The following is a 20,407-nucleotide window of genomic DNA, read 5'->3' as shown; positions in this document are numbered from 1 at the left end:
TCCCGCGCTATGCCGCTTGTATGAAAATTTCAAATATAGCAATAATTTTATCTTCAGCGTTTTTTCTGGCTTCATGCGGAGCAACGGAAAACCCGCCGCCTTCAACACCTTTATCAAATATCAGTTTGGAATATCCGACTGCGATTGCGCCTGATCTCGCAGATCGTTTTTCCGCCTTGGCGCTTACCTGTGTGCATCAGGAGTTTCCGAATAAAATTTCGAGGACGACTGACACAGCCGAAGAAATTGGAACGCCAAAAGAATTGTTCCCCGCCTTTTATGGCTGTTTTGATTGGCACAGCTCCGTGCATGGCCATTGGCTTTTGGTCCGCCTTCTCCGCGTAGGCCCCCAAGACGCCGCGTGGCGAGAAGAGGCGATTGCGAAATTAAACCAAAGCTTCACAGCTGAAAATATAGCGGGTGAAGTGGCTAATTATAACCGCCCTGCCGCAGGGTCATGGGAACGGCCTTATGGCTTGGCGTGGTATTTACAGCTGACGGCGGAGCTTCGCGAGTGGGATAATGAACAAGCCAAGCAGTGGCTGGAAATATTAGAACCTTTGGAGATTGATATTGCCGATGGCCTCAAGGCGTGGCTTCCCAAACTCGCTTACCCCATTCGTCTTGGTACCCATAATCAGAGCGCATTTGCCTTTGGGCTTATGCTCGATTGGGCACGCGTTGTTGGTGATACAGAAATGGAACAATTAATTATTTCCCGTTCTAAATCCTTCCATTTAAATGATAAGAATTGTCCGTTAGCCTATGAGCCTAGCGGGGAAGACTTCCTCTCGCCTTGCCTCATGGAAGCTGACCTCATGCGGCGCATGATGAGCGCGGATGAATTTTCAAAATGGCTCACAGAGTTTATGCCGACCATCCCAACGGATGGGTCGGGCGATTGGCTCGCGCCCGGTATCGTCAAAGATGCGAGTGACGGAAAACTCGTCCATCTGGACGGGGTGAATAGTTCGCGTGCGTGGAACCTTTATAATATCGCCCGCGCCTTACCCGAGGGGGATGCGCGAGAAGCCTCATTAGTGGCTGCCGCGAAAATTCACGCGGAAACAGGTGTCGCCGCCGTCAGTGATGAGCATTATTCTGGTAGTCACTGGCTGGCGAGTTTTGCAACATATCTGATGACCGATCGTGGGTGGAATGGTGAGTAAAATAAATCCCTTCATCCACTCTGTGTTCCCGGCAAGTTGTTTGCTTGCAAAAACCTTAAGCCGGGATCTCCCACATAGTTTCTCAGAGGGTCGAGGGGGATCCCGGTCTTCGCGATGCGAAACCGGGAACACAGTGCGGAGTGTGTTGCAATGACCCTCAACATGACCCCGCAAATACAAAGCCCCTGTAAGCTCATATGCGAACTCGACCTAGAGCAAGGTCTCTGCAAAGGCTGTGGCCGCTCCCGTGAAGAAATAGCCATGTGGACGCGGTACAGCGATGTGCAACGCGCCTTTATTATTACGGAGCTTGAGGGGCGATTGGAGAAATTACTTAATGTGCACAAAAGATTGTAATTATATATTTCAGTTAACACCTCGCTGGCGGATTAATAAGGCCTAACTTATGGACAAAAGATACCAAGTCTTTGTCAGTTCAACTTATGCTGATTTAAAGGATGAGCGACAAAAAGTGATACAAACATTGATGGAGATGGATTGTATACCTGCAGGTATGGAACTCTTCCCAGCGGCTGATGAAGAGCAATGGGAATTCATAAAAAAGGTCATCGATGATTGTGATTATTATCTCTTAGTCATTGGTGGGCGGTATGGGTCCACGACTGACACCGGTATAAGTTATACCGAAAAAGAATTTGATTACGCCGTTGGTAAGGGATTAAAAGTAATAGCGCTTGTCCACGGTTCCCCTGAAAACATCTCGTTTGGAAAGTCCGAAAAAGACCCTGAACTTAGATTAAAATTAGAGGCTTTTAGAGACAAAGTAAAAACTGGCAGACTTGTCAAATTTTGGGATAACATAGGCGAACTACCTGGACTTGTTGCATTAAGCCTAACCAAAACGATTAAAACATCGCCTGCTACAGGCTGGGTGCGGGCAGATAAAGTGGCGAACGAAAGTTTGCTACAAGACCTTAATTCGCTTAGGCTTGAAAACGAGCGACTAGAACAGAAACTGTCAAAAGTGCCCAAAGAAGTAACAGTCAGGGTAGATGGTATAGCTGATTTAGACTCTGAATTTTGTTTTCAGGTAAATTACAAGACTAGAGATCATTATGAAAGAGAGCGAGAATGTCGAATCTCATGGAAAGAAATTTTCTATATAATTGCACCATATTTAGAGCAACATCCATCTCACAGTAAGGTAAACAGGTGTCTTGCTGAAGGGGCTTTGAATAAACTGGGTGTTTCGGGGTGGTATACTCCTAAAATCTTGGAGCAACACTTTCAGACTGTTGCTGTCCAACTAAAAGCCTATGGTTTTGTAAATACCCGTTATACAAAAACCACTAATGGTGGAATGGGATATTTTTGGAATCTGACCGAAGTTGGGAAGAAATATATGATGGAAATTCGTGTAGTGAAAAAGTGACGACTAAACGAAAAATTATTTATCTAAAACCTTCTGCCAGCGCTTAACCTGCTTCCGTACTTCCCGCGGCGCTGTCCCGCCATAACTCACACGGCTCTTAGCGCTCGCGAGAGGGCTTAACACCGAATAAACATATTTCGTAATTTTCGGCTCGACCTTTTGCATATCCTCAAGCGCCAAGGCATCCAATGTCACGCCTTGCTTTTCGGCCATGACGACAATGGTGCCCGTCACGTGATGGGCGTTTCGGAAGGGCATGTCTAATTTACGCACTAACCAATCGGCGAGATCTGTGGCGGTGGAATAAGCGGCCCCTGCGGCTTCGGCGAGCCGTTCTTTATTAGGCTGCATATCCGTGACCATTCCCGCCATGGCAGCGAGGCCCAGATCAAGCGCGTCAAAGGCGTCAAAGACGGGTTCTTTATCTTCTTGCATATCTTTGGAATAGGCGAGGGGCAGGCCTTTCATCACAATGGTCAAGCTGGTGAGCGCGCCCATAATACGCCCCACTTTGGCGCGGATAAGTTCCGCCGCATCGGGGTTGCGCTTTTGCGGCATGATGGAACTGCCTGTAGTGAAGGCATCTGTGAGTTTGATGAATTGGAATTGCGCGGAGGTCCAAATGACAATTTCCTCAGACAGGCGCGAGAGGTGGGTCGCGCAAATACTTGCCGCAGAGAGAGCTTCGAGCGCAAAGTCCCGTGCCGAGACTGCATCCAGTGAATTGGCCATAGGCCTCGCAAAGCCGAGCTCTTTAGCGGTGGCTTTGCGGTCAATCGGGTAAGGCGTTCCCGCGAGGGCCGCTGCGCCAAGCGGGCTTTCATTCATGCGTGCGCGGCAGTCCTGCATGCGGGCACGATCGCGGGCGAACATTTCCAAATAGGCGAGCATATGATGGCCAAAAGTCACAGGCTGCGCGGATTGCAGATGGGTGAAACCGGGCATGATCGTGTCGGTATTTTCTGCTGCTTTTTCGAGGAGGGCGCGCATAAGCTTTTCAAGTTGAGCGTCAAATTGGTCGAGATTATCGCGCACCCAAAGCCGGAAATCTGTCGCAACCTGATCATTTCGCGAGCGCCCCGTATGGAGCCGTCCTGCCGCATCGCCAATAAGATCTTTCAGGCGGCTTTCAATATTAAGATGAATATCTTCAAGATCGTGCGAGAAGGGGAAGGTGCCATCAGCAATTTCTTTTTCAATCGCCCGTAGGCCTTTATGTATGGCTTTCATATCTTTTTTAGTGATGATGCCTTGTTCTGCGAGCATGGCGGAATGCGCTTTGGAGCCACGGATATCCTGCGCCGCTAATCGTTTATCAAAATCGATAGAAACGTTGATGGCCTGCATCAATTCACCCGGGGATGCGTTGAAACGTCCGCCCCACATCTGTTGGCCTTTACTCGGTTTCTTGCTAGGTCTTTTAGCCATGTCTTTATCGTCTTTCTTTAGCGTCGCGAATGCCATCCGCCTCATGCTGATCATCGGCGTTCTAGCCGTATTTCTGGTTGTCGTGCAATCCTGCAGCCAACCGAAGACGGGTTTAGAGTTATATTCTGAAGGGAGCCTTAAAAAACTAACATCTTTGGAAGCCCCGCCCGTTCAGCCTAATATGCGTTTTTCATCGCCAAGCGGCAGAGAGATGCGGCTCTCCGATTATAAAGGTAAAGTGATTTTGGTGAACATTTGGGCGACATGGTGTGCGCCCTGCATCGCAGAAATGCCGATGCTTGACGCGTTGCAAGCCGAAAAAGGAAGCGCGGATTTTGAAGTTGTCACGATCAGTCTTGACCGCACCGCCGAAGAAGCAGCGCAGTGGTTCGATAAGAACGGTATAAATAATCTGCCGCTTTGGCATGACGGCAGCTATGGGGTTAGCGCTAAGCTCGCTTTGCCAGGCTTGCCGACTAGTATTTTCTATAACCGACAAGGCCGCGAAATCGCCCGCATCCCCGGCGAGGTTGACTGGACTAGCAAAGAAGCTCTAGCGTTAGTAGATTATCTGACGGAGTGATCCATAATGACTAGAAGCTTAGATATTCCTTCAAATACAATACGGGCGCATGTTGTTGATGGGGCGAATATCATTGTTGACGATCACATCAGACCCTCGCCCCCTCGGCGCGATTGGATGGATGCTGTCCCAGCAGGATATATTTACCGTTGTATTCCCCTGCTTGCGGCTAACACAATGGGGTGGGAACTGCTTAATCCTGCGCAAACCACCCTTCTTTGGGATGGTGGCGATCGAATTGAGAATATAAAAATCGATTGTGCCGAGCGAGGCTTATTTACGGCTAGTTCGCATTTCGGTAGCGGTATTGCGACCTGGTATGTTCCTTTTCTCTTCAAGACATCTCCTGACCTTGGGCTATATATATGCGGGCCTGCCAATCATGAACATAATGGCGCTCAGCCTTTAGACGCTTTTGTTAGAACCGACTGGCTACCATTTCCTTTTACAGTGAATTGGAAAATGAATCGTCCCAATATATCTGTCACATTTAAAAAGGGAGAGCCTCTAGCGCGGGTGATGCCTTTTCCTTTGACTATGATCGATGAGACACAATTGGAAATCGTGACACTTTCTTCTGATCCAGGTTTTAAAGCGGAGGTGACTCAATTTGGACAAGCACGTGCGGCAAATGTTGCCGCGCAAAGAGCAAATATCTCTAAGGCGGCTGCTGAAGGTATAATGCCGAGCCAAGAGGGCGTTTATAATGCGCAATATGTGAAGGCCAAAGGTGTAGAAGGGAAAGCGCCTCATCAGACAATCTTCAGGCCTAGCCCTCCGATTGATAAGAGGTAAATTAGATGGAAAAGTTCGAGACAATATTCCACCGCGCTGCCAACCGTCATGGCGGGGAGGATGCGCTGAGGGAGAAGGTTGCTAATCGCTATGTTGGGTCGAATGTTGAGATTGAGGCTGGGCCGAAATCTGATGACCGCTGGCTCGCTGAATTTAGCAAACGGATTTTCCAAGCGGGATTTAACTGGTCAGTGGTTGAAAATAAATGGGAGGGTTTCGAGGCCGCTTTTTGGAGTTTCAACCCGCGCCGCTGCGCTGAAATTGATATGGAAGATATGGAGCGCCTCACAACTGACACAGCTATTGTCCGTAATCCTGTGAAAATAAAAACCGTTGCGCCCAATGCGCGGATGATTATTGAAATGAGTAATAAGGCGGGGAGTGCCGACGCGTTTATTCGCGGCTGGGCGAGTGAGGACTATGTTGGTTTGCTCAGTTATCTGCAAAAGCATGGTTCACATTTGGGTGCAAACACGGCCAGTTATGCCTTGCGGTTCTCAGGTGTGCCAAGTTTTATTCTCTCTAATGATGTCACAGCAGCGCTTATCCATGCTGGCATTATAGATAAACCTGCGACTGGAAAACGCGCGAAACAGGCTGTGCAAGAAGCCTTCAATCACTGGACAGCTGAATGCGGCGAAGATCTGACTTATGTGAGCCGTGTTTTAGCGCATAGTATTGATGCCGGATAATATCTGTCCGCTTTGTGACCGCGCATTGGGCCAAAAGCGTGAAAAGCATCACATCATACCCAAATCAAAAGGGGGAACTGAAACCGTTTTAGTACATCCGATTTGCCACCGTAAAATCCACAAGGTCTTTTCGCGAACCGAACTTGTGAAGCTTGGCACAATAGAGGCTCTGAAAGCTCACCCGGATATGGGGGCCTTCATAAAATGGATTGCGCGCAGACCGCCTGACTTTTACGGGCGGACGCGATAAGCTGTCGTCTAAAACTTACGTCCGTAAGAAATTGATACGGAGTCGTTTGTGCCCAGATCTTGATCATAACGCGTATAGTCAGCGCGTATGAAATCGCGTGTTGAGAGCGAATACTCTGCTCCCACGCCATAGGCAAAGCCGTCTTGACGCTCCAGATCAACGTCTGTGCTGACACCGCCCGTTATAACTTCGCCTGATATATCTGTAAGGTGATAACCTCCGCGGGCATGAACGGCGAGCTTTGGCGACAGGTGTGAGCGAAGTACACCGAATGCTCCAGCCGTGTAATCAACGCCGGCTTTCACTGTTGTGGCCCCGGCTGTTTCTTTTTCTTCTGTCAGACCTGCAAAGCCTTCAATTTCTGCGCCTAGAAGGCTGGCAGATTGATAGCCCAATCGGCCTTGGATACCGTAAACATCGGAGTCAACATCATACATAGACGCGCCTAATGTTCCGTATTTATAACCGCGTTTAGGCTGACCATAGGCGCCGCGAAGGCGCGGAACTTGACCCTGCGATCCATAATAATTTTGCGGGCCGCTATAAGACTCAAGCTGCGTCCCATAAGCATGTGCAGAAGGCTGCTGATATTGTGCATGTTCTTGAACATAATGCTCCGAAGGATGGGCGTTATGAACTGGAGCTTGATGCACATAGCCGTTTTGAACTTGATAGGCTTGGCTATATTCAATCGGTAAAGACACTGGCTGCGTTTCGGGATAAGTTTGATGCATAGAAGAGTTAGACCCTCCTACAGAATAGGGTGATGGGCACGCCGAATATCCGCAACCATCCCCGTAGCCGCCTGATGCGCTGTCACCGTAATGCGTACCAAAATTTGGTCCTGCAGAACAACCCGTCAAGACGATGGCGGGAATAATAAATTTAAGATATGTCATTGCGCTCTCTCATTAATTTCATGCCATGCTTAACCGAGAAGGTTTAAAATTCTCTGATGACGCCATTAGGAGGATGTTAAGCCTTGAAAGTGTAATGTGATTATGTTACATTAATATAAAATATAAGAGAGGAAAGATTATGTCACTCGCAAGAACTTACCGAAGCCGCCGTTCTGATGACGCAGAGGTGGACATGACGCCCATGCTTGATATCGTCTTTATTATGTTGATATTTTTTATCGTTACAGCGACATTCTTGAATGAAAAGGGGCTTGATTTCACGCAGCCGCCTTCTAGCCTAGCCCTCCCGATTGAGCCGAAACCTGCTATTTCGATTTATGTCGATGCGAGAGATAGCGTGAGTGTTGAGAATGAAATTGCGGAGCTTACATCAGTGGCCTCCCGTGTGGAACGCCTTATGGCGGAGAAGCCCAATGCTGTGATTTCATTGCGTGCAGATGCGCAAGCCTCGCTTGAACCCATTGTCTATATTAAAGATCAAATGGCTTTGGCAGGCCGAGACATGGTAATGAAAATCGATCGGCCGAATTAGCTAATCTGTTTCAGACAAATGCTTGGCATAAGTGCCAAGAATTTGCGGCCAGGCTTTTTCAAAGTAGAGTTCCGCCTCTCTCCACTCGGCCGTATCTCCAAAACCTGTATGAAACAGACGTAGCCGTGTTTTAGTCTCGCCCGCAGGGATCATCCAGAGCTGCACAACGGTCATGCTCTCATTGATGGCTGGCATATAAGGCGGCATCTTCCAAGTAAATTGGATCATACGTGATCCGTCCGGGCTGTCTTTTTGCCAGCCCAGTAAAACGCCGTCTTCGGCGCCGCGCTGACCTTTGGGGGCGTCAGGTAGAAACCAGACTTCATAAGCTCCTCCCAATTTTCCTTCAACAATGGCCTTTGGCGCTAAAAAGCTTTCCAGTCCTTCTGCTGTCGTCCAATCTGTCCAAACCTCTTCAATACCGCCCTGCACAGTCTTGTCGGTATAGACCATGGGGCGCAGTTGTGCTTCGGCGGAAGCCGCAATCATCAAAGCGGCCCAAAGGCAAAACATGGTTAGTAGACGGGTCATAAAGCTATCCATAGTGTTTTAGCATTTAAATTTAATATAGCCTTTCCGTAGCCTTACGAAAAGGGGGCCAAATTGGGACTTAAAAAATCTCATATTTATGCGCAGTTTAGGCTTTAATATGTCTGAAAAAGGGCAGGATTTACCCGTCTGTTTCCTAAATTTCCTGTCACTTGCCCGAACCGGCACAGCGCGTCACGGTATGACATTGCTGGAAGGGCCGCATGAATAAGGAGAGATCTCATGCCAAACTTAACGAAACTAACCTTTGCTACAACACTTCTCATACTGACGGGATCATTAGCGGCCCATGCTCAGGATAACGCCCCTGTTGTGGAGCCTGATACGAAAGCTGTAGATATATTTGCCTCTGCTGATATTGACGCTGACGGGGCGCTTGACCGCGATGAATTTGTATCTTTTGTGGTTATGAAGTCTGAGGACGGGAAGGCTGAGTATTCAGCTATAAAGCTCTCAGGCGCCTATGATGATCACTTCAATGTAAAGGATTATAACGCGGATGGCCTTTTGACGGAAGAAGAGTTGTTGTCCTCAACTGTCCCTGAAACGGCTGAGTCATTAGACACTGATTTGACAGACCTAGAGACCGAAGAACCAGGCTAATTAAAAAAACCAGATAGGGCGTCCCGGAAGGAAGGCCCTATCTGGTCCTTGCCGGCTTTAGGCGGGGGTGCCCTAGACGCGGCAAGACATTGCAGGATAATTTTTGCAGTTGAACACAAAATGAATAAATCTTAGCAAAAGGTTAACGCGGCTCTTATGTCTTATCAGCTTTTATATGACATAATCAGATAGACGCTGAATCATCCAAAACATGGCGATTGAGCTGAGGCCATATGTCAAAAGAACCTCAGTATTCTGCCTGGCTTTTGGGCCAAATTTCGCAACAGCCATAAGCGCTATGATAGTCAAGCCCACAACCGCAAACTGACCAAGCTCTACGCCGAGGTTAAATAAGAGAAGCGCTAAGAGCTCTGTACCTTTGGGTAAACCAATCTCGGATAAGGCGCTGGCAAAACCGCAGCCATGTATAAGGCCTATGGCAAAGCTGATGAGATAGGGGCGCTCTGTCGCAAGACTTTTATGTCCCTTTTGTTTTCGAATAATTTCAATACCCAGTAAAACAATACTAGCCGCAATTAAAATTTCGACGGGACGTATGGGAATATTAATGAGCCCAAGAGCAGCCATAACTAAGGTCAGACTGTGAGCCAGCGTAAAGGCCGTCGCGACGCCTAATATTTGTCGCCTAGCAACCAATAAGGTCAGTCCGATGACGAAGAGCAAATGATCCCAACCATAAATAATATGCTCAACCCCAATCCAAAGATAATGTTTTGCTGGAGATCCGGTCGGCCTGCCCAATGCCATATCTGCGCTTGAAGGTTTCAAAACGGCTATTTGAGTCTCCCCCGACAGATAATTAATCTCAGCGAAAACATCTGTTAGTGTGCGCTCTAGCCCGCTAATAGCAATTCTTCCTTCCGTTAAAGAACAGCTAGTCAAAAATGAGCGTTCAATAATGGTGGCATTTGTACGGCTCCTGAGAGGCTCTGTCTGGCGGCAAGTCTGCGGAAAAACGGGCTTAATTTTTAAGCGCCGACCGTCCAATACGGGCTGCTTCCATGTAATCTTAAATTCAGAGGGCTGCGTCTCTGTGAGACTGAGATAAGCCGGGCGCACCTCATGAGCGCTCGCTGTAAGGCAAAGGCAAAGCCAGAGACATATACCAAGAATAACCCGCATTACTGAACTATAAGGTTTTCATTATCGTCGAAGACATCGATCTTATATTTACGAATAACTTCTTTGAGAGCCTCTTGATTGGCGGCGCGTTGGGTCTTTGCTTGCCATCTGGCCTCTACCTCACTGCGGATAATATCAAATTCGGGAGTTTCTTGGGGGCGAACCTTATTAATCCGAACAATGTGTAGCCCAAAGGCGCTTTCAATAGGACCTTGCCAATTGTCGCCTGTGGCTGAAAAAATGCCAGCCTTAAAAGTTTTTCCGAACAACCTTGTGACTTCAGTGGCACTTAAATTTTTAAAATCTCGCTTGAGCATAAAAGGGTCACCCAGAGTTTTCCAATCGACACCAGAGTCTTTGACTTGCGTGAGTAAGAGCTGAGCATTTGCTGTGATATTTTCACCGCGCGTTTCAGGGCTTAAATAAATATGAGAAAAGCTTCGGGTTTCGAGCGATTTAAAAAGATCAATATTCGCCTGATACCAGTTTTTGAGGTCTGATGTTTCGGGCACAGGTGGCGGCGCCGTATCCTCAATAATAAAGCGCATTTTTTGTGCGAGGCGGCGGCGGATAATTGTATCGTCCTCTCCGAGACCCAAACGCTGCGCCTCCCGCATGAGAGCCTGTTCTTCCACATGAGAAAAAAGAAGAGCTTTTAAATCCTCATCTGTGGGCTGACGGCGGTTCTCGCCTGCAAAAATCAGGGCTTGCCGCTCCATTTCTTCGGCTGTGACTGTGATCGTATAATCAGCTTTGGTCACATGGGCTTGCCATAACATATGCCCTGCAAAGAGCAGGGCCCCCAGAATTATAAAGTGAACTAGCGGTTCGCGCGTAAGTTTCGTCATTTAATTTAGTTAGCATTATACCAAATGGCAGAGCTATAGGCGCGTTCCTGTAATGTTGGGGGTAAGTCAGGCGCGCGCTCGACTCCAGCTTTGACGGCGTCCCACGTGCTCCACCGGCAAGTTGGGTTTTCCAGCACCCGCACATAATAAGCGGCATCCATATTTGGGTCAAAATCAGGATCCTGCCAGAGTGTTTTCAGCTCTGGCGCGCCGCTATCTGTTGAAATTGAGCAATCCTCTAAATTAACGCTCGCACCATTATCTGGGCAGCGGTGCGTTTCAGGCTCAACAGACATGCCGTCTGAACAAGCAATGTCATAAAGTTTTTCTTGGGCAATGCCATCTGCATGCCACACTTTAATTATTTGAAGGCGTTGCAACGGCGCATTACGCGGATCGCGCATGGCCCAGACTAAAAAGCTTGGCGATGTTTCAGAGGCCGAAAGGTCACCGCCCATGGGAACGCCTCCCGCATAGGCTTTGCTGACCATATCCGCGTCACTCAGCAAATCTGCAGTGTAATTATAACCCCCAAATAAGCGCAATTTTATACGCGGTCCTGAGGTGGCATATGTTTCTTTTTTGCGCATGCCCCCAAAAATAGACTCCCGCGTATTTTCCTCAGCCCAAACCGCGGCCAAGCCAGAGGCACCCCATTTAGAAAACCAATTTTCAGCATTTTCATCGCGCTCAATACCTTCCCAGGTTTTAGCACCACCCGGCGGTACAGAGCCGCGTTTTTCCGGCGTAGCGTCAATGATTCCAACTTTCGACCAATAGTCCTTCTCATCAAATGCACCGCCTGCTACGTGGCTATCTGAACTTCCGATCAGGCCAAATTTGTAAGGGTTCGTGCCTGTTTTTTTCTCAAGGGCTAATCCGTTGGCCAATGTCTCACGGATATAGCTGCCATTTATCTTGGAGGTCACATTGGAGGCTAGCAGCTTTTCATAGATTTCGAAATCCGCCCATTCGTCATTAGGTGATAATGCGGGATGTGTTTCGGATGTGCCTTTCACTTGAGTCATTTCCACAATGGGTTCATTTATAATGCGCTGCTGTGAATAGGCGGCATCCATCTCGCCGCCATTATACTTTGTCATAGCAAACATCTTACCGTCCGAGACGTTGGAATTATGCGGAATAGCCATTACGTCCAAGCCGCTTTCGCGCTGCTCATCCATCCATGACCAAAGATCTTCGGGGTTTGTGGAGTCTAGCGTTGAGAACAGACGCTTGGGCGCGCCGTCTTCAAAAACGACATTACGGTGAAGGTTACCCCCCGCAAAGCCTTCATCTTCACGGCCGCGCCCGTCAACAGAGGTATATTCATAAGCCGAAAACGTCGTCAGCCGTCCGGGTTCATAATGACGATCCGCCGCTGCTATCGTGCTTTGCCACGTACTGTCTATGAGCTCACGGTCATAAGCTTCGGGGAAGGGCTGACCGCTACGCACAGAGCCGCCAATTTTGTTAAAGGCCCTCACAATAAGCTCAGGGTCCGTGCCGAACATCTCTTTTGCCATGTCCAGTTTTGACAGCGGACTGTCTGGATTATCCATCGCCGGGAGTATGCCCATATAGGCGCCGTGATCTGTCGTTGCGACAAAGTCTAGCGGATCGCCGCCAATAGTTAGGTCAAATCCAGCCGGATGGCGCACAGTTTCACCTTTGGCAAAACGGTAAACGTCATCAGGCGTGGAGCGCACATTGAAAATATAAGCATCAAAACTGTTTTTAGTATGAATATGAAGGTCACCGAAATAGACGTTCTTATCCGCACTATATCCAGCTGTGTGCTTGTTCGTTGTCTCTGTCGTGCCCACCGCGGTGTGTTCGCCTATTTTGTCGGCTGTGTTTTCACTTTGCCCACACGCCATGAGTCCAAATGCCAATAAGCTTACGCTCATTAAATACCGCATATTATTCCCCTTATTATTTTTAGCGAACATACGCAGAGAGAGGGGAGAGTCAAAGCTGTTATTTGAGATTTCAACTAAGTCATTTGAAGTTTCAATTATGTAATTGAGGTTTCAATTAAGTCGTTTGAGAACTCAAATATATACAACTAAAAATTAAGTAAATAACTTTAGTGCATGTTTAAAGTTGTATGTCAGAGTATCTCCAAGAACAACAAACCAGGAGACCAAAATGCCAACGACATTAACAATAGGTGATATAGCAATTATTCAATATGGTTCAGACGGCAATACTGAATTTTCCTTTGTCCTTCTAAAAGATATTGATGCAGATACAGTGATTAAGTTCACGGATAAAGGCTATGACGCGTTTTTAGACCTATTTGTGTCTCTGGAAGGTACGCTGGAATGGACTTCAGGATCTGACCTAACAGCAGGAACAGTGATCACTATTTCGGCTGATGGCGGGTTTAATGCTACAAATAACACAACAGGAGAAACAGCCGGTAGCGTTACATCCACTGGCGATTTCGATCTGTCAGCCAACGGCGATTCAATATTCGCTTATCAAGGTGACCTTAACGCCGACAACTTGATCTATGGTGTCAGCTTTGGTGATAACCCTGTAACCAATGCTTTGGGCATAGATGGTTGGAACCCTCTTTCTATTCTGAATAATCCGCATTTGTCTAATCTACCAGATAGTCTCAACGCGCAATTAAATGGTGGAGTTCAAGCGTCTTTTGGGGCCTTAACTGATATTGATAATGGCTATTATGACGGAATTTTCGAAGGCTCTACGGCTGACATTCTCGCATCAATTGCGGATGCAGCAAATTGGGTTTTAAGTGATACGGATCTGGCGACGCAAATTTTTGCTAACTTTGCCGTAAATCCTCCGCCTGAAATCAGAAGCATCGAAACAGACCCACTAATGTTTGAGGAAATGGAAGGTGCTGTCTCTATCTCAAGTGATTTGGATTTATTTGGTAGCGGAAACATTACTGGTGCTGTTGTCAGTATTTCTACTGGCTTTGATGCAGCGAATGACACGCTTAGCTTCACAGATCAGAACGGTATTACTGGTGTGTTTGATTCCCAGACAGGTGTCTTGACTTTGACTGGTAGCGCGTCTGTCTCTGCTTATGAGGCTGCGCTGCAGTCCGTCACTTATGAAAACGCCTTCGAGACAGAGTCTACCGCGACAAGGACTGTCACACTGACAATTACGGATGAAGAAAATGAAACCTCTACAGCCTCACGTGATATCTCGTTTGTTCTAGACGGCGTAGTAAACGGAACGAGCGGTAACGATGTTCTAAATAGCGGCTTTGGCGCAGATGTTATCAACGCTCTTGCTGGTGATGATCAGCTCTTTGGTGAAGACGGGGCAGATATATTAAACGGCGGAGATGGCGATGACTTTATCTCCGGCGGTGATGGTCATGATCAACTTAATGGCGGCGCAGGTGCTGATACCTTTGATGGCGGTCTCGGAAGAGACGCCGTTACATATAGCAGCGCAACAGCAGGTGTCGTTCTGGATCTTGTGTCGGGCGGAACCGAAGGCGAGGCTGCAGGTGATACCTTTATTTCTATAGAACGTATTTCAGGGTCGAATTTTAATGATGGGCTAACGGGTGATAATAACCTTAATATCATTCACGGTCTTTCTGGAGATGACGTTATAAATGGCATGGCCGGAAATGATCTCCTTTATGGTCAAAATGGCGCTGATATCATAAATGGCGGCAGCGGAATTGACCGCATCTTCGGCGGAACGGATGACGACGTTTTGCGCGGTGATGAAGGTGATGATTTCCTTTATGGGCAAGCTGGTAATGATGAAATTCATGGCGGAGCCGGAAACGATCTACTAGACGGCGGCACAGGATCTGACATCATTTATGGTAATGATGGGGATGACAAAATTATTGCGGGCACAGGAGACGACACAGTCTACGGTGGCACCGGTGACGATTTCATCAATGCAGGTGCAGGAGAGGACGTTTTATTCGGTCAAGAGGGTAATGACCAATTTATCGCTGGATATGGTGAAGAGGTTTTTGACGGTGGGTCCGGCATGGACAGCGTCATATATTCAGCTTCTCAAGAGGCCGTAAATGTCAGTTTTACTGCAAATATTTCAGTCGGTGGAGCCGCGAGTGGTGACACACATATATCTGTCGAAAACCTCTATGGGTCTCAATATGATGATTCGCTTACAGGTGATGATGTGAACAATCTGATAAGCGGCCTTAATGGGGATGACTTCATTGATGGCCAAGGCGGCGATGATCGTTTGCTTGGCGGCAGTGGTGATGATGACGTTTATGGCGGTGAAGGTAAGGATATGCTTATCGCGCAAGCTGGTAATGACTTCCTCGACGGTGGAGCTGGTCACGATACGCTCATAGCAGGTACCGGTGATGATATTATTATTGGCGGTGAAGGAAATGACTTTCTGTTAGGTCAGGGCGGCGCTGATAGCTTCATCTTTGCCGATGGACATGGCATCGACCGCATTGTTGATTTCGAACAAGGCTTAGATGTTATCACTTACCAGGGTATGGGAGTTGACGATTTCAGCGATCTGACATTGACCCAAACGGGTGATCACGTCCTGATCTCTTCAATGTTTGGAAGCGTCACTGTGAATGACTCTTTGGTCGCCGACTTTGACGGAAGTGATTTCAGTTTTGAAAATAGCCCCGTTAACAACACAGCTCAAGCTTCAAATACTAATGGAGACATGACTATGTCCTCACCTCACGATGTGATGTCTGTAAGTCCTATGGACGACATGATGTCAATGGCTCCAATGGACGACGCCATCCTGTTTTAGTCGTCCTATCTGGGGGCACGCTTGGCTAATATGCGCTGTAAGGTCCTGCGGTGCATATTCAGCCGGCGTGCCGTTTCAGATACGTTCTTGCCGCAAAGCTCATAAACTCTTTGAATATGCTCCCACCTCACGCGGTCCGCAGACATTGGGTTTTCCGGAGGCTCAGGCGCTTCGCCTTGTCCGGCTAATAAAGCCTTACAGACATCATCAGCATCAGCTGGCTTGGCCAGATAATCAACTGCGCCGCGTTTCACCGCAGAGACCGCAGTAGCTAGGTTTCCATACCCAGTAAGCATAACCATTTTACAGTCAGGCCGCGTTTCGTGAAGCTTATCAATAACGTCCAAGCCGTTCCCGTCTTCAAGCCGCATATCCAGCACAGCAAAGGCAGGTGGGTTGGCGGTGGCAATCGCTTTAGCTTCGGTAACAGTTTCAACCAAAGTGACGGAAAATCCGCGGTGTTCAAGAGCGCGCCCTAAGCGGTTTCGAAACGGGCCGTCATCATCCAAAACAAGCAAAGTATTATCTTCGGGTATGTTGTAATCAGTCATAATTTTCATCCTTATCACCATATACGCATTTGGGGAAGGTTTAGCTTGGATTCTAGAGAAGAAGCCCTGCATTTTTGCGCGACCAGACCAGTTCTATTCGGGCACCTCCTGCCGGTGATTTGCCAAATGTGACTTTTCCGCCAGTGCGTTCGATCAAGGTTGCTGCAATAAATACGCCTAGTCCCAGCCCCCCTGCCAGTTCATCGACTTGCTTGGGCCGTTGACGTTTGCTGACATAAGGTTGTCCGAGCCGGCCCAAAATAGCGGGATCAAAGCCCGCACCGTCATCGTCTATGATAATGCTAAAACCCGCCTCATCCCAACGCCCCGTAAGCTCGACCGCGCTTTTCGCGAAATCGACCGCATTTTCGATAAAGTTCTTAAGCCCGTAAAGAAGCTCGGCTTGACGTTTCAAGACTGGTTCTTCTCCATCTCCTGCTACATCTAGTGAAATATCTTTTCCGAAAGTGATATAAGGTTCTGCGGCTTCTTCGAGCAAATCCTCAATTGAAAGCGCGTCATGGATTGCGTCGCCTTCATCCCCGCGCTGTGAGAGTTGCATCAAGATTTCGCGGCACCTCTGCGCTTGCGAGAGCATAAGCGCGGCGTCCTCTCCCAATGGTGTGCCGGCCTCCAATTCCCGTGTCATTTCTTTTGCAATAACCTGAATCGTCGCAAGCGGGGTGCCAAGTTCATGCGCCGCTGCTGCCGCCATGCCGCCCAATGCCGCCAGCTTTTGCTCATGCGCCAGAACCGCCTCTGTCGCGGCAAGCGCATCCGACATCGCCCGGCTCTCTTTAGTCGCGCGCCATGCATAGAGTGAAGTGAAAGCGGAGCCGATAATAATCGCGCTGAACACGCCGAGCCGAAAGGTAAGAGGAAGTGTAAAGCTGCCGGCCGGATCCCATGGCAAGGGCTGGCTGTTATAAATAAGGCCAAAGGATAAACCCGTCGCCAAAAGCCCGAGACTTAGCAGCACTTTTTTATTCAGTGTCGTCGCGCTGGTCACCACGGGGGCCAGAAATAATAGCGCAAAAGGGTTTGCCATCCCGCCCGTCAGCCAAAGCAGCGCGGCCAATTGCAATAAGTCAAACCCAAGCTGTAGCCCGGCTTCGCGGTCCCCGACGCGGCGCTCTAATTCATATGAAGCCGTCACAACAATATTGACGAATATGCTTAAGCCGATCATCGCCAAACACGGGCCTAGCGGAAGATCAAACCCAAGGACTTGCGTTACAATCAAAAGCGCCAGAGATTGTCCTGCGATTGCGCACCAACGTAGCAATACCAAAGTACTGCGCCGAAGCTGCCCCGAAGTCTTCGCGCGTTTACGCATTGCGGGTGCGTCAGTTGGGAGCTTGACGGGAGCCGGGCTTATGGCCAAATCAGGTGCGTTCATATTGACCTTATAAAGATGAGATGTTCCGGATGAAAGCCATCATAAAATTTGCCGCATCTGTCACATTAGCCGTGAGCCTGGCCGCCGGCCTGACGGCTTGTGGTCAACCTACGGCCAATGTCGGCAAGACTGTGACGTCGGGAACCGCAGATATTGGCGGCGCTTATACGCTTATCAATCAAAACGGGCAAAGCGTCACCGAAGCTGATGCCCTTGGAAAGCCGCAGCTTATTTATTTTGGGTTCTCCTATTGTCCTGATATTTGCCCGACCGCGCTTCAAAAGATGGGCGCGGCGCAAGCCCGAATTGACCCTGATGGAGATAAGCTGAATTACATCTTTATCAGTGTCGATCCAGAGCGCGATACGCCCGAAAGCCTGAAACTCTATGTCACCGCCAATGGGTTTCCTAAAAACCTGACGGGATTGACCGGAACGACTGAGCAGATCGAAACCGCCAAGAGTGCCTTTAAGGTCTATTCCCAAAAAGTTCCCACGCCCGATAGTGCGGCGGATTACACGGTTGATCATTCTGACATCATATATCTCATGGATAAGAATGGAAATTTCACCGAGTTCTTCTTTGGAAAGAGCACTGTTCCTGAAATGGCCGCGAGAATAAATTTGCATTTGAAAACCGGAAATTAAACCGCCCCGATATTATGGTTAATTTTGACGTAACACATTCACGGCTTTTATTCAGCTAAGCCTCAGCCCTGTTCATCTATCACTTGGAGTGTCGAAACAGCTCATGCTGTTCCAACTGTAAGGTTTGATCTAAAACTTAACCCTGCACTTCCTAACCTCTTTACCTTACCACTCCTCGGAGTGGTTTTTTTTATCTTAAATTTTTGCGTTAACGCTTTTTACAGACTTTTTTAAATCTCTCTAAATTATTGAATTTATTGAAAAAATAGGCCTTCATTTGAATTTATGGTTAATCGTAATTCACTTTATGGGCGAAAACTTTCAGGAAATTCTCACTTTCGTTCATGTAAGTCATAATTATCGAAACGGTGCTAACTTGGTTCGACTGACACTTAGGAGCTGAATATGAAACATCTTAAAGCGGTATCAACAAAACTCATTTTTGCAGCCGTCTCGACTGTCGTGATGTCAACGGCCGCTGCGGCGCAAGATGTGTCTCCATACACTAAGTCAACTGTCAGTTATGAAAAAACGGCTGAGCTTCACCTGAAAGCGCCTCAAACGCCCGCGTCTAAGACAGTAAAGGAAGCTACGCCAGAAGTGATTTCCGAGCGCCGCGTAATTCGCAAAGTTCTTCCAACTCATTACCAATCTGTTCGCACCGTTGATATGGGCCGGGTGTTCACAACGCGTGACCATGCCTATGACGCGATGACAGTTTATAAACCTGAGACTGAAATTCAAAAAAACGAAATGCCTAACCTTTACAAACCGAATAATTAACTCCCTCGACGACCTTTTCTCTTTTACCTTTTCGCCGCTCTTCGGAGCGGCATTTTTTTTGACTAAATTACATTCGCCCATGCGCTTTTTGCGGCTGCCCATCGCGTGGTAGCTCAGAGTTTGCTCACCAAACTCATCCTGCCCGAAGGGCTTGCGGATTGGGTTGGTTCGTTGAATTTTTCTTAGGAAAAAATCAACATAGGCAATCCGCCACTAAAAGTGGACGTCCGCGGGGGGCATGCCCTGAGGCACACCTGGGAAACTAATAAACACAGGGATCGCTCCCCGCGGCGGTATTTTTATCTGCGCGTAACAACGCCCGCAGAGACCTGGCCTTTTCGTGCTCGTTTAGCACGCTGCCTTGGCCACACCGTCTCGCAGGGCAGTAAGTAACGTCTTACCTGTCCAATTTGTCTTTTGGTGAAACAAATAACACAAACCCCGCGAAAACATATTTCAGATCAAGCCATAAGGCTCCTTTTGTCAAAAACACCAGGGCCTATTCCCTGACCTGTGTAAATTTGGGAGAACGTCTTTCCCCGCATTTACAAGATTGAATATAGGGGCAGGTGAGGGGACCAAGGATACGATTGTTGGGGAGTGCAGCAAGGCTTGAGATTTTGGGCTGATTTCGTGAGGATTGACCGCAGAATTTGCTAATTGAATTGCCCTGAATTATGTTCACATAATGTTCTATGTCTATATCATTACGAATAAACGCAACGGCACGCTTTATATCGGGCAGACAGATGATATTGGCGCGCGGATAGAACAACACCAAAACGGCATTCATAAAGGCTTCGCTCTTAAATATGGGTGCACCCGTTTGGTCTGGTTCGAAGAGCACCCCACGCGGGACAGCGCCTTTCGCGGCGAGCGGCAAATGAAAGCCTGGCGTAGATCGTGGAAGATAGAGCTAATAGAGACAGCTAATCCGCACTGGCTAGTTATCTCAAATGAAAGTCTGGCCTCTACCGCAAGGCGCGGTCTTTGCGGACTTGCGCAAAGAGTTGATGGAGGACGGAAGAAAGGGAGAGCAAAATCCGAGGTGAATACCCTAACTTTTTCTTTTTCCTATCATCCCCGCGAAAGCGGGGACCCAGTCACTCCGTACTCTCAACACAGACTCAAGGGACTGTCCAAACCCCATCTCAGCAAGCCGAGCCGGGAGGGACACTGGATCCTACCTTTCGGTAGGATGAACGGGGAGTGGGGGGCTTTGTTTATAAAATTGGAATTGCGTATCTAGACCAAACTTTCTCCGTGCATCCCAACGAAAGTTGGGACCCAGTTACCCCGCGCTCTCAACACATACCCAAGGCACTATCTAAACCCCATCTCACCAAGAGGACCCATGA

Annotated in this window: 21 protein-coding genes; 13 read left to right on the top strand and 8 right to left on the bottom strand. The window is 48.2% G+C overall.

What is annotated here, in order from left to right:
• The first annotated feature begins 20 nt into the window (after nucleotides 1-20).
• The 3 genes from F569_RS17745 to F569_RS0111470 all read left to right on the top strand — a co-directional run bounded on the left by F569_RS17745 (nucleotide 21) and on the right by F569_RS0111470 (nucleotide 2,562).
• A complete protein-coding gene (locus F569_RS17745; protein ID WP_034388612.1) occupies nucleotides 21-1,169 on the top strand; it encodes a DUF2891 domain-containing protein in 1,149 nt (382 codons plus the stop codon).
• A 114-nt stretch (nucleotides 1,170-1,283) separates the two neighbouring features.
• On the top strand, nucleotides 1,284-1,526 hold the full coding sequence (locus F569_RS0111475) for a DUF1289 domain-containing protein (RefSeq protein WP_324603230.1): 243 nt from the start codon (nucleotides 1,284-1,286) through the stop codon (nucleotides 1,524-1,526).
• Between the two features lie 49 nt (nucleotides 1,527-1,575).
• On the top strand, nucleotides 1,576-2,562 hold the full coding sequence (locus tag F569_RS0111470; protein ID WP_026942320.1) for a DUF4062 domain-containing protein: 987 nt from the start codon (nucleotides 1,576-1,578) through the stop codon (nucleotides 2,560-2,562).
• 15 nt (nucleotides 2,563-2,577) lie between these two features.
• Here F569_RS0111470 and argH read toward each other — a convergent pair whose 3' ends face one another.
• A complete protein-coding gene (argH, locus tag F569_RS0111465; protein ID WP_233353658.1) occupies nucleotides 2,578-3,990 on the bottom strand; it encodes an argininosuccinate lyase in 1,413 nt (470 codons plus the stop codon).
• Here argH and F569_RS17740 point away from each other — a divergent pair.
• Genes F569_RS17740 through F569_RS0111445 form a run of 4 tightly spaced genes read left to right on the top strand, consistent with a single transcriptional unit; the run spans nucleotide 3,989 to nucleotide 6,310 of the window.
• A complete protein-coding gene (locus F569_RS17740) occupies nucleotides 3,989-4,573 on the top strand; it encodes a TlpA family protein disulfide reductase (protein WP_034388610.1) in 585 nt (194 codons plus the stop codon). The genes argH and F569_RS17740 overlap by 2 nt on opposite strands.
• A 6-nt stretch (nucleotides 4,574-4,579) precedes the next feature.
• A complete protein-coding gene (locus F569_RS17735; RefSeq protein ID WP_051279821.1) occupies nucleotides 4,580-5,368 on the top strand; it encodes a DUF6065 family protein in 789 nt (262 codons plus the stop codon).
• Between the two features lie 5 nt (nucleotides 5,369-5,373).
• A complete protein-coding gene (locus F569_RS0111450) occupies nucleotides 5,374-6,060 on the top strand; it encodes a DNA-3-methyladenine glycosylase I (RefSeq protein ID WP_026942318.1) in 687 nt (228 codons plus the stop codon).
• Complete coding sequence (locus F569_RS0111445; RefSeq protein WP_026942317.1) at nucleotides 6,050-6,310, top strand: HNH endonuclease signature motif containing protein; 261 nt, start codon at nucleotides 6,050-6,052, stop codon at nucleotides 6,308-6,310. The genes F569_RS0111450 and F569_RS0111445 overlap by 11 nt, the downstream gene beginning before the upstream one ends.
• Before the next feature lie 8 nt (nucleotides 6,311-6,318).
• Here the strand turns inward: F569_RS0111445 and F569_RS0111440 are convergent, their stop codons facing one another.
• On the bottom strand, nucleotides 6,319-7,209 hold the full coding sequence (locus F569_RS0111440) for an outer membrane beta-barrel protein (protein ID WP_026942316.1): 891 nt from the start codon (nucleotides 7,207-7,209) through the stop codon (nucleotides 6,319-6,321).
• Between the two features lie 139 nt (nucleotides 7,210-7,348).
• Here F569_RS0111440 and F569_RS0111435 point away from each other — a divergent pair, with 139 nt between their 5' ends.
• Nucleotides 7,349-7,762 (top strand): ExbD/TolR family protein, encoded by a 414-nt coding sequence (locus F569_RS0111435; protein WP_026942315.1) that lies wholly within the window; start codon nucleotides 7,349-7,351, stop codon nucleotides 7,760-7,762.
• Here F569_RS0111435 and F569_RS0111430 read toward each other — a convergent pair whose 3' ends face one another.
• The gene (locus F569_RS0111430; RefSeq protein ID WP_162143776.1) at nucleotides 7,763-8,293 is read right to left on the bottom strand and encodes an SRPBCC family protein; all 531 of its coding nucleotides are present in this window, start codon (nucleotides 8,291-8,293) and stop codon (nucleotides 7,763-7,765) included. It lies immediately after the preceding gene.
• Between the two features lie 240 nt (nucleotides 8,294-8,533).
• Here F569_RS0111430 and F569_RS0111420 point away from each other — a divergent pair, with 240 nt between their 5' ends.
• Nucleotides 8,534-8,914: a CREC-EF hand family protein gene (locus F569_RS0111420; protein ID WP_026942313.1), complete on the top strand. Its 381-nt coding sequence runs from the start codon at nucleotides 8,534-8,536 to the stop codon at nucleotides 8,912-8,914.
• Between the two features lie 171 nt (nucleotides 8,915-9,085).
• Here the strand turns inward: F569_RS0111420 and F569_RS0111415 are convergent, their stop codons facing one another.
• From F569_RS0111415 to F569_RS0111405, 3 genes are read right to left on the bottom strand one after another with little or no spacing between them, the layout of a single operon-like run.
• The gene (locus F569_RS0111415; protein WP_026942312.1) at nucleotides 9,086-10,057 is read right to left on the bottom strand and encodes a HupE/UreJ family protein; all 972 of its coding nucleotides are present in this window, start codon (nucleotides 10,055-10,057) and stop codon (nucleotides 9,086-9,088) included.
• On the bottom strand, nucleotides 10,057-10,905 hold the full coding sequence (locus F569_RS0111410; RefSeq protein ID WP_026942311.1) for a peptidyl-prolyl cis-trans isomerase: 849 nt from the start codon (nucleotides 10,903-10,905) through the stop codon (nucleotides 10,057-10,059). Before F569_RS0111410 ends, F569_RS0111415 begins: the two co-directional genes overlap by 1 nt.
• A 5-nt stretch (nucleotides 10,906-10,910) precedes the next feature.
• The gene (locus F569_RS0111405) at nucleotides 10,911-12,827 is read right to left on the bottom strand and encodes a DUF3604 domain-containing protein (protein ID WP_026942310.1); all 1,917 of its coding nucleotides are present in this window, start codon (nucleotides 12,825-12,827) and stop codon (nucleotides 10,911-10,913) included.
• A 229-nt stretch (nucleotides 12,828-13,056) separates the two neighbouring features.
• Between F569_RS0111405 and F569_RS0111400 the strand changes: the two genes are divergently transcribed.
• Nucleotides 13,057-15,669, top strand: a complete 2,613-nt coding sequence (locus tag F569_RS0111400) for a calcium-binding protein (protein WP_026942309.1) — start codon at nucleotides 13,057-13,059, stop codon at nucleotides 15,667-15,669.
• A 5-nt stretch (nucleotides 15,670-15,674) separates the two neighbouring features.
• Here the strand turns inward: F569_RS0111400 and F569_RS0111395 are convergent, their stop codons facing one another.
• Together F569_RS0111395 and F569_RS0111390 are read right to left on the bottom strand one after the other, a co-directional pair.
• On the bottom strand, nucleotides 15,675-16,220 hold the full coding sequence (locus F569_RS0111395) for an ActR/PrrA/RegA family redox response regulator transcription factor (RefSeq protein WP_324603229.1): 546 nt from the start codon (nucleotides 16,218-16,220) through the stop codon (nucleotides 15,675-15,677).
• A gap of 52 nt (nucleotides 16,221-16,272) precedes the next feature.
• Nucleotides 16,273-17,619, bottom strand: a complete 1,347-nt coding sequence (locus F569_RS0111390) for an ActS/PrrB/RegB family redox-sensitive histidine kinase (protein WP_051279819.1) — start codon at nucleotides 17,617-17,619, stop codon at nucleotides 16,273-16,275.
• Nucleotides 17,620-17,648: 29 nt separating this feature from the next.
• On the opposite strand from F569_RS0111390, the gene F569_RS17730 reads away from it, so the two are divergent.
• From F569_RS17730 to F569_RS19400, 3 genes are all read left to right on the top strand, one after another.
• A complete protein-coding gene (locus F569_RS17730; protein WP_051279818.1) occupies nucleotides 17,649-18,266 on the top strand; it encodes an SCO family protein in 618 nt (205 codons plus the stop codon).
• A gap of 405 nt (nucleotides 18,267-18,671) precedes the next feature.
• Nucleotides 18,672-19,049: a hypothetical protein gene (locus F569_RS0111380; protein ID WP_026942306.1), complete on the top strand. Its 378-nt coding sequence runs from the start codon at nucleotides 18,672-18,674 to the stop codon at nucleotides 19,047-19,049.
• A 688-nt stretch (nucleotides 19,050-19,737) separates the two neighbouring features.
• Nucleotides 19,738-20,298 carry a GIY-YIG nuclease family protein gene (locus F569_RS19400; protein ID WP_084168997.1) on the top strand — a complete coding sequence of 187 codons (561 nt, stop codon included), beginning with the start codon at nucleotides 19,738-19,740 and terminating at the stop codon, nucleotides 20,296-20,298.
• Nucleotides 20,299-20,407: the final 109 nt, after the last annotated feature.

The organism is Hellea balneolensis DSM 19091 (assembly GCF_000428525.1).
Taxonomy (GTDB): Bacteria; Pseudomonadota; Alphaproteobacteria; order Caulobacterales; family Maricaulaceae; genus Hellea; species Hellea balneolensis.
Note: the sequence above shows the minus strand (reverse complement) of the source record. Positions and strands in the feature narration are given on the sequence as shown.